General features: G+C 66.7%; 5 protein-coding genes. 2 read left to right on the top strand and 3 right to left on the bottom strand.

Features of this window, described 5'->3' with window-relative positions:
• On the top strand, nucleotides 1-559 hold a 559-nt coding region (locus tag C1I97_RS05535; RefSeq protein ID WP_111002097.1), incomplete at its 5' end, for a DUF5753 domain-containing protein.
• A complete protein-coding gene (locus C1I97_RS05530; protein WP_111002096.1) occupies nucleotides 556-741 on the top strand; it encodes a DUF397 domain-containing protein in 186 nt (61 codons plus the stop codon). The genes C1I97_RS05535 and C1I97_RS05530, both read left to right, overlap by 4 nt.
• Nucleotides 742-852: 111 nt before the next feature.
• Here the strand turns inward: C1I97_RS05530 and C1I97_RS05525 are convergent, their stop codons facing one another.
• The 3 genes from C1I97_RS05525 to C1I97_RS05515 all read right to left on the bottom strand — a co-directional run bounded on the left by C1I97_RS05525 (nucleotide 853) and on the right by C1I97_RS05515 (nucleotide 9173).
• Entirely contained in the window at nucleotides 853-2103 is a 1251-nt protein-coding gene (locus tag C1I97_RS05525) for a hypothetical protein (RefSeq protein ID WP_111002095.1), read from the bottom strand.
• A gap of 72 nt (nucleotides 2104-2175) precedes the next feature.
• On the bottom strand, nucleotides 2176-6207 hold the full coding sequence (locus C1I97_RS05520; protein ID WP_111002094.1) for an Eco57I restriction-modification methylase domain-containing protein: 4032 nt from the start codon (nucleotides 6205-6207) through the stop codon (nucleotides 2176-2178).
• Nucleotides 6207-9173, bottom strand: coding sequence for a helicase-related protein (locus C1I97_RS05515; protein WP_111002093.1), 2967 nt, complete (start codon nucleotides 9171-9173; stop codon nucleotides 6207-6209). Before C1I97_RS05515 ends, C1I97_RS05520 begins: the two co-directional genes overlap by 1 nt.
• Nucleotides 9174-9186: the final 13 nt, after the last annotated feature.

Below are 9186 nucleotides of genomic sequence, written 5' to 3'. Positions count from 1 at the left end.
GTTCCGGCGGTGGGCGAGGCTGGAACGGGTGGCGGTGAGCCTGTGTACGTACGAGTGCCGGTTGATTCCGGGGTTGTTGCAGTCGGAGGGGTATGTTCGGGCCGTCTTCGACAACAGCGTTCCCCCGCTGTCGGACGAGCAGTTGGAGGCTCAGGTCGCCGCTCGGTTGGAACGGCAGCGGATGCTCACTGAGCGGCCCAACGTCCCGTTCAGCTTCATCGTCGAGGAGCATGTCTTCCGGCGGAGGCTTGGCGGTACGGAGGTGATGCAGGGACTGGTGGAGCATGCTCTGGAGCTGACGGCACCGAGGAACGTGACGCTTCAGGTCATGCCGATGGACGCGGAATCCCATGGGTGCCTCGATGGGCCTCTTCAGCTTCTGGAAACTCCGGAGCGTCGACGACTTGCCTACTCGGAAGGGCAGCAGAACGGCCGTCTGATCTCCGACCCGAAAGAGGTGAGCCTCCTCTACCAACGCTATGACACACTGCGGTCGCAGGCCCTGAACCCCAAAGACTCACGGGGTCTGCTGGAGCGACTGCGCGGAGGAGAGCTATGAGCACGACGGAACTCGCCTGGTTCAAGTCCAGCTACAGCGGTACCCAGGGCGACAGCTGCGTGGAGGTCGCCGTCACCGAGCAGGCCATCCACGTACGCGACTCCAAGGACGTGACGCGGACCCCCTTCGCTGTGAGCCTGGACGGCTGGTCGCGTTTCGTGGCCTTCGCGGCGAAGGTCTGAAGGCGACGCGTCACGGTGGCAGGGCCGCAGGCGCATGCCACCGTGACGCGTGAACCGGCTCTTCGCCGTTGAGGGTGTAGTCGGGCTGCGGACGTGGCTGACGGTCGGCGCTCACTCAGCCTCGCCGCGTTCCTCCTCGTCCTGGCGTCGACGGCGCGCTCGCTCGGCTATTCCGCGGGAGAGCTTGCCCTTCACCGAGTTGGCCTTGTCGATGGTCTCGTTGCCGAGGTTCCTGGCGGCCTCGACGCCCTTCGCGCCTGTTTCGAGCGCTTTGTCCCTCGCCTCCGTGGCCGCCTCCACCCATCGTCTAGTCTCCGACGACTGGCTACCGGACTCAATTCCGAGCAGCCCGTGGAAGTCACGAACGCCGGTCACGACATGGTTGCTCGACTGAACTACGGCCGGGGACTGGGTCGGATGCAGCAGGACCTTTGCGTTGGCCATGCCGGCAGCCGCGTTCATCCGGGCCACCAGACGCTCAGTGCTTCGCGAGATGAGATTCAGCCGGTTCTGTCGGGCAGCCCGAAGCCCGAGACGATGCTGGTCCAGCTCATGCGGGGTCGCGTCCAGTACTCGTTCGAGCTCGACCACGCCGATCGCATCCTGTAGTTGGAAGCAACGAGCCAGAACAGCGAGCCACTCCCGGGCCTTGGACTCGACTTCCTTGGCCGTTGTGGCGAGATCACCGATCTTGGTCTTGCTCTCCATCTTTTCCGCCAGCGCGTCGAGTTGACGCAGCGCGTACACCTGGGTGTCCGCGATCGTCGTCGGCAGGGCCTGCACCTTCGACCACGTGATCTCGGAGACCCGGCCCACCTGCTCCCGGATCGTCATGACCTCCTCGATCATGAAGTCCACTCCGATCATGCGGGACAACACAGCGTCTTTCTGGGCGCGGAGTACGTCGTCGACCTTCTCGTCGATCTTCGCGAGATAGTCGGTGATCTCGTCCATGGTCTGCTGCATCGCAAGCTGTGCCATGATCCCCGCAGCACCGGAAAGACGCGCCGGGTTGGTCAGGAATGAGCCAGCCCCCTTCTCGACCTGCAGCCATTTCTCGATCGAGCCAGGTTTCCCGATCATTGCATGGCTGATGCCCGGCGTCTTGCTTTCCATCAGCCCGAGCTCCTTGACACGCTGCGCGGACTCCTTGGTCAGTTTCAGCCAGAGAGAGGAGTTGGCGGAAATGTCCGAACCTGCCTGCGCGACTGCAGCCCCGGTACCGAAGACGGACTTGAGTCGTTTCGGTTTGCGACCCTTTGGTGACAGTCCCTCCGAGACGAGGAAGCGTTCGATGTCCGTCTCATTCCCGATGAGTGTCAGTCCATCACCGTCACTGATCAGCTCAATTTCGTTGTCCATTGCCCGCCTCCTGAAGTGGATTCTCGAAGTTGAGGGTGGTTGGGATTGCGCCGCGCAACGATCGCCGAGCGGTCAGGCGGGGTGCCGCGGGCCGTGGCCCGGGGGCGGAGTGAGGGTGGAGGTGTAATTCTCTCCGTCCACCAACGGGTTTTCGAGGCTGACGCCGGCTGCGGCCATGCGGTCGTACTCGGCGAGGATCAGTTCCTTGGTGCGGTAGGTGCCGTACTTCGCCTCATCCTTGCGTCTGACGATGGGGAAGGTGTCGAGAATGTAGTCGACATCATCGCGGGGGATTTTGTAAAGGTGGAAGAAAAGGGCGTCCAGTTCGGTCCGTATAACCTGGCGACGCTCCTCGTCCCACCGAAATGGTGTGCCAGTGTCACCCAAATCTCTCGCCAGTGCCACCATGTCGGTGGCCGTGTAGGTGAGTTCCAAAACTCTACGTGAAATGAATGAATAGTGGGCGGATAGCTTATCCGGTTGGGGTACCGGGAGTTGATTCACTATGAAGAAGCTCATTGAAGAGCCGCCGATTTTCTGTCGTGCAACGTAGTCCAAAGCAAAGGAAGACCAGGCCGCGCCGAGCAGCACGGCTTTTTTGCTGCCCGGAGTCAACATGAACTTATGGCCATACGCTGCCCGTGGAGAGAACGATGCTACCATCGTCCGTTCGCTGACGTTGTTTGTTACGTCTCGCCAGCCGAGAAACCACTCAGTGTCTATTTGTCGGCGATTAAGGTGCTGTTCTACTGATGACGCTTCAACCCAGTACCGGGGCATGCTGCGGTACATAGGGTCGTCGTGTTCCTCCATGCCGGACTGTGGGAGTGTCCCCTTGTTAAGCTGCTTTTGCGTAGCTCCCTCGTATGTAGCAAACCGGTGGTCGTAATGGTGGATCATCTTCGCCTCGTAGAGAGGCAGCATCTGCGTGCCTTCTCTGGTGAAAATGTTGCCATTTAGGACCCAGTCATCCGATAGCAATTTCTCGTAACTGTAGAAAAGGTGTGAATCATTGGCCATGTGGAACATGGTCATGAATGTAAGGCCCCATGGATTTCCCTGGGGGTCACCCTCCTTGAGTAGCACAGGAGACCGACGGTAAATATCGAGAGTTATTTGAGCGTCTCGGCGGGTCCGGAAGATAGGACAGGTGCCTGTGTTGGGGTTGATGCGTGATATATCTTCCGGCCTTAGGGTGAAACGTCGCTGATCGATCTGGTCGACTTGGCGTACTTTGAAAACCAGTGAGATGTCAGAGTCGGGAGACCCTGTCCCAGCAAGGCTCAGCAGGCAAAACCTTGTCTGATTATGGACTCCGGGAAATATCTTTTCTTCATTCTCGAAATCATACAGGGCGGCCAACTGCCCCTTGACGACTAGGTCCTTGAAGAAGAATTGTGTTGTCGCATCCGTTGCGATACCCGTCGGTACGATGACGCCCATGCGGCCGCGTGGCCCTGTCATCATGCGGTCGGTCTCGGCGAAGACGGCGTACGTGTTGATGTCGCCCCGGCCCGTGAGCGGGTAGCGCAGTGACAAGCGCAGGAATTGGCTCTCTCCCTCAGCCTGACGCTTGGCTGCGGTGAACTCGGCGAAGAGATCCGGGTTCGTCTCCGGGAGGGCCGCGATGAGCCGCTTGCGGGCGGCCGCATTCGGGGCGTTGGCGATGGCCGCGTCGCGCTGGGCGAAGAACTCCTGTTCCTGGAGCTTGATGCGCTCCCACGGCGGATTCCCCAGCACGCAAGAGAAGCCCCCAGCCCACCCCACGGACGGATCGACGTCGCCGCTCGCAGTCTCCAAGACGGTGAAGACCTCTGGGAACTCCAGATGCCAGTGGAAGAACCTGTACTGCTGGGCGAGGCGGATGACCTCCTCGTTCGTACTCACTGGAATGCCCGCGCCCGCGCTCTGGAGGTCCCGGAAGACGCCCTCGGTGACCGGGGTCGGCGCGCCCTGAACTTTGGGCCAGACGAAGGCGGCGCACCAGGCGTCGCCGATGTGCAGGGCCCGGAGGTAGTCCGCGGACTGCTCCAGGTCACGGAAGCGGCTGGACTGGAGCCGGACGTCGCGCAGGGTGTCGACCGGGGCGGCGGTGATGTCGCGCAGGCTCGCCGCGAAGGAGGCGTTGGAGACCCAGATGCGCTCCTCCGTGTGGAAGCTCAGCTGGCCACCGCGCTCCGCAGCGTTCCGCTTCTTGATGGCCGACGCGATCTTCTTGTCGTCGCCCTCGATCGGCTTGAACGCGTCATCAGGTATGCCCTTGGTCAGCAGGGCCGGCGTTGCCCCGATCAGCGCGTTGCCGTGCTTGATGTGGGCGTCCAGGAAGCCCAGCGGCTTGCCCGGTTCCAGGGCCTCCAGCCACAGCGACACCTTGGCCAGCTCGACCGCCATCGGGTTGAGGTCCACGCCGTAGATGCACCGCGCGACGACCTCGTGCAGGGCGTGACGTACCGCGTCGATCGTCGGCTCCGGGTTCTGCTCCCGTACCGCAGCCACCCGCTTCGCGATGCGTCGGGCCGCCGCCACCAGGAAGTGGCCCGAGCCGCAGGCCGGGTCGCAGACCGTGAGGTTCAGCAGTTCCTCGACGATGGCCGGGCCCGGGTCCGGCTGGCCCGAGCGCGTCGCTCGGATCTCGCCGCGCTTGACCGCGTCGTCGATGACCGGGTCCAGCGCCGAGTCCAGCAGGCACTCGATGAGCGAGGACGGGGTGTAGTACGAGCCCGTCGTCTTCCGCGCGTTGCCCGCCAGCTCGACCAGTTCGAAGGTGCGCTCGGTCGCGTTGTGCTGGGGGACCAGTTCCAGCAGGGACTCGTAGATCGAGCCCAGCTCCTCCGCGTCCAGGTGACGGTAGTCGACCACCCGGTTGCGCTTGCTGTTGGTGTCCCGCACGATCGACAGCGCCCGTACCGCCTCCAGCAGCGGCTCGTTCGACAGGGACAGGCCGTGCAGGAGCTTGTCCGCCTCCGTGTCGTCGAAGATGCCGCCGAGGCCGGGCAGGCCCAGCTCCGGGAGGCCGTCGTCGTTGCCCAGGCCCGAGAGGACCAGGCGCAGGGCCTGGTACAGGTCGCCGTGGGCCGTGCCCCGGCGTCGCTGGGCGTGCCGGCGCAGGCGGGCCGACGAGAAGTACGCGGCGTAGCGCTCCTTCGCCGTCTCGTCCGCCGACGGGGACAGCAGGACCTCGCGGTCCTCGGCCACGAACAGGAACAGCAGGCGGTAGACCAGGCGCAGCAGCGCGTAGTGGAAGGTCTTTACCTCCAGCGTCTCGCGCAGCTCCCGGTTGTCCGGGTGCTTCAAGAAGCCCGTGCCGAGGGTCGTGATCGCCCGCTGGACGCCCTTCCTGAGCTGGTCCAGGGCGCGCGTGCCCTGCGCGATCGCCTCCGTGCGCCACTTCTCCAGCCAACACGTCGACGGCGCCGCGTCCTCCGCGACCTCGAAGCGCGACACGTGCAGCAGCCGGTACAGCAGCACGAACTCGCTGAACAGCTCACCGTCGAAGATCGCCTCAAGGTCGAACTCGACGTACGAGGCCGTGGCCAGCGCGCTGGAGTCGCGCAGCAGACGTACCTGACGGCCGTTCGTCAGGACGCCCCACAGGTGGGCCTCGGTTCGGTTCAGGCACTCCTGGAGCATCGACTGCGGCGGGACCGTGCCCGCGCCGCCCGGGCGCTTGTCCAGGTGGGCGTTCCACGGTGTCTGGTGGATCAGCGCGTGCTGCCAGCGGTGCGTGACCTCGAACCGCTTCTCCGTGTCCGAGTCGGCCCGGACGCCCTCCGTGCCGATCGGCGTCAGGCGGCCGAAACCCAGCTCCCTCCACAGCGGCGCCAGCCAGTCGGCACCCGCGCGGCCCGTGGGGTCGGTGGCGGGCAGGCCCGTCTCCCGGTCCTCGGGCAGGTGCTTGCGCAGCTCGCGCCAGAGGGGCTTCAGGTACTCCCAGCTGCGCTCCGCCTCGTCCCGTACCGAGCGGGACGACGGCAGGCCGTAGTCGGCGGGCTTCGCGCCCGGGACGTCCTTGCCCTCGGAGATGCGCAGCAGCATGTCGGCCGGCAGCAGCCCTCCGACCGTGTGGACGGCGGTGAACACCTGGTGGCGAGTCGTGGCGGACATCAGGCGGACGCTCCAGAGACAGCAGCAGGGGCAGGGGAGGAAGCAGTGGGGTTGGCGGGCAGGTACAGGTACGCGCCCAGGACGTCGGCCGGCTTCTGGGCCGTCACCGACAGGCCGCGGACGATCTCGCCGGACGCCTGGCGCACCCGGCGGTGCGAGGCGTCCAGCTCGGCGGCCAGGTCATCGCCGTACGACTCCAGGTAGCCGTTGATCTCGGGGAGTTGGTCGAGGATGCGCTTCGTCATGCGCTCGCCGAAGTGCGGGTCCGTGTTCTCGGACGCCGTCGCGTCCAGCAGGGCCGCGGCGCGCTCCTGCGACAGCCACACCGCGTTCTTCGGGGAGCCCTCGAAGGCCAGCAGCCTCGCGTCCTCTGCGACCAGTTGCTTCTCGCCGCTCCGCGACGGCAGGGTGAGATGGAACCGGTAGCGGACCAGCAGCAGCGTCGTCCGCGTCGTCACCGCGTCCGTCGTGATCACGCCGCAGCGGCGTGCCGGGCGGGCGCCGTCCGCCTGCGCGTCCAGCGCCGCGTTCAGGACATGCGACGCGAGCGCGCCCACGACCGGGTCCGTCCGCACCAGCGCCGCCTCGCCCCGCGCCACCGCCGGATCCGTGCGGAACGGGATCGGACGGTCCTGCTCGATCACCTCCGCGCCCACGGCCGTGGCGAGGGCGTCGCGCAGGCCCGCCGGCGTGCCGCCCACCTGGGCCGTGAAGTCGTCGGCCTCGTCCGCACCGCGCAGCACCGCGCCCAGCGCGCCCAGGGATTCCCGTACGAACGTCCTGACCTCGCCCGTGCCGCCCAGCGCCTCCCGGATCGCGGCGACCTCGCGGGCCACTTCCTCCGGGTGGATCGCGCGCTGCGCGAACCGGGACTGGGACCGCTTCTCCCGCTCCGCCGCCGAGTTCCAGTCGCTGTCCAGCTTCGCCGTGCTCACCTTGAACGCGTCCGCGCTGAACAGCGCGTCCTCGTTCTCGCGGCCGCGCATCAGCAGCCACTCCACGATCGCGTCCGTCACGCCGGTCGACAGCTCGTCCGGGACCGACACCGAGATGCCCAGGTCCTTCTTGATCTGGCGGTGCTTCTTGATGAGGACTTCGAGGACCTTGCCGTCGATGCCGTTGTCGTCGCCGTACAGGGTGATGACGCGGACCTCGTCGCGGCGCTGGCCGTAGCGGTCGACGCGGCCTTCGCGCTGGTCGTGGCGGGTGGGGTTCCACGCCAGGTCGTAGTGGATCACCGCGTCGAAGTAGTGCTGGAGGTTCACGCCCTCCGACAGGCAGTCCGTGGCGATCAGCACGCGGCGTGCGGCGGCGTCCTCGCCGGCCTCCGCGGCCAGCGCCTCGATGTTGTCGATGCGCTGCTGCGGCGACAGCTCGCCGGTGACCGCCTTGACGACCGTCTTCGCGCCCAGCGGGCCGCGCTTCTTCGTCTCCGGGTCGTTCGCCAGCTGCTCGGCCAGGTACTTGGCCGTCGGGATGTAGCGGCAGAAGACGATCGGGTTGTAGCCGTCGGCGAGCAGCGCCTTGAGGTGCTTGATCAGGGCCTTCAGCTTGAGGTCCTGCGCCGGGCCCTCCAGCTCCTCGGCGCGGTCGGCGAGTTCGGCCAGGCGCGAGCGCGGGTCGTCCTCCTCGATCTCCGCGCCGGGCGCTACGTCCATGCCCTCCATCGAGTCGCTGTCGGCGGCGTCGCTGTTGAGCGGTGCGCCCAGCTTGTCGGCCTCCTCCGCCGACGACGCGACCGCCGCCGCCGACCGCGTCCGCAGCGTCTGCGCGGCGGCGCGCGGCGAGGACACCAGCGAGCGGAGCAGGGCGATCGCCGACCACCAGGCTATTCGTGCCTCGCGCCGGCCCCGGCCGTCCGCCTCCTCCACCCGCTCGCTCGCGTAGGCGATCGCGTCGTCCAGCAGGGCCCGGTACTCCGGGGACAGCTTGTACGTCTCGTCCTTGAAGTAGCGGTCCGAGGGGAACGCGGTGCGCTCGGCGAGCGAGTCGTCGGCCAGGCCGTCCTCCTTGGTGAGGTACTGGCGTACGTCCGCGCGCTTGCGGGCCACGAAGTGCTGGGCGAGCAGCTTCCTGCCCGCCTCCGACTCCAGGTTCACGTGGGCCAGTTCGGGCTTGACCAGGCCCAGCAGGTTGCGGAACGCGGACTCCTTGCCGCTGTGCGGGGTGGCCGTCACCAGCAGCAGGTGCCGCTCGGCGTCCTCGGCGACGCGGCGCAGCAGCTCGTAGCGGAGCTGGCTCTGCGAGCCCGCCGAGACGTCGTCGGCGGCCACGCACGTGTGCGCCTCGTCGACGATCACCAGGTCGGGGCAGTGGCGTACGAAGTCGTCGCGGTGGCGCGGGGACTTGATGAAGTCTGTGGAGACGATGACGTTGGGGTAGCGGTCGAAGAGGGACTGGCCCAGGTCCAGGCCGCGCTCCAGACGGGTGACCGTCGACGCCAGCACCAGCTCCGCGTCGATGCCGAACTTGCTGCGCAGCTCCTGCTGCCACTGCTCCGCCAAGGCGGGCGAGCACAACACCGCCAGGCCCGACGCCTCGCCCTGCGCGAGCAGTTCGCTCGCGATCAGACCCGCCTCGACGGTCTTGCCGATGCCGACGTCGTCGGAGATCAGCATGCGGACCGTCTTCTGACGCAGCGCCATCAGCAACGGCACGAGCTGGTACGCGCGCGGCTCCACCGCGATCCCGGCGAGCGAGCGGAACGGGCCCGCGCCCGAGCGGAAGCCCACCCGCAGGGCGGTGCGCAGCAGGCCGGCCGCCCGCTGGTCGCCGAGGTCGCTCGGCTCCGGCGGAGCGAACCTCGCCTCCTCGACCGCCTCGAACACCGGGAACACGGCGGCGATGTCGTCGTCCGAGCCGCCGAGCGGGCGCAGGACGAGCAGGTCGGGTTCGCTCTCGGGGAGCACCACCCATTCGCGGCCGCGGGCCTTCACCAGGGAACCGGCGGAGTACGTGAGTGCCATGTGTGTCTTCAAG

Source organism: Streptomyces sp. NTH33, assembly GCF_003236365.1.
In the GTDB taxonomy this organism is placed as follows: Bacteria; Actinomycetota; Actinomycetes; order Streptomycetales; family Streptomycetaceae; genus Streptomyces.
Note: the sequence above shows the minus strand (reverse complement) of the source record. Positions and strands in the feature narration are given on the sequence as shown.

What these genes read in the sequence shown, in the direction of transcription:
- C1I97_RS05530 (WP_111002096.1), top strand. Translation starts at nt 556, where the DNA reads ATGAGCACGACGGAACTCGCCTGGTTCAAGTCCAGCTACAGCGGTACC.
- C1I97_RS05525 (WP_111002095.1), bottom strand. Translation starts at nt 2,103, where the DNA reads ATGGACAACGAAATTGAGCTGATCAGTGACGGTGATGGACTGACACTC.
- C1I97_RS05520 (WP_111002094.1), bottom strand. Translation starts at nt 6,207, where the DNA reads ATGTCCGCCACGACTCGCCACCAGGTGTTCACCGCCGTCCACACGGTC.
- C1I97_RS05515 (WP_111002093.1), bottom strand. Translation starts at nt 9,173, where the DNA reads ATGGCACTCACGTACTCCGCCGGTTCCCTGGTGAAGGCCCGCGGCCGC.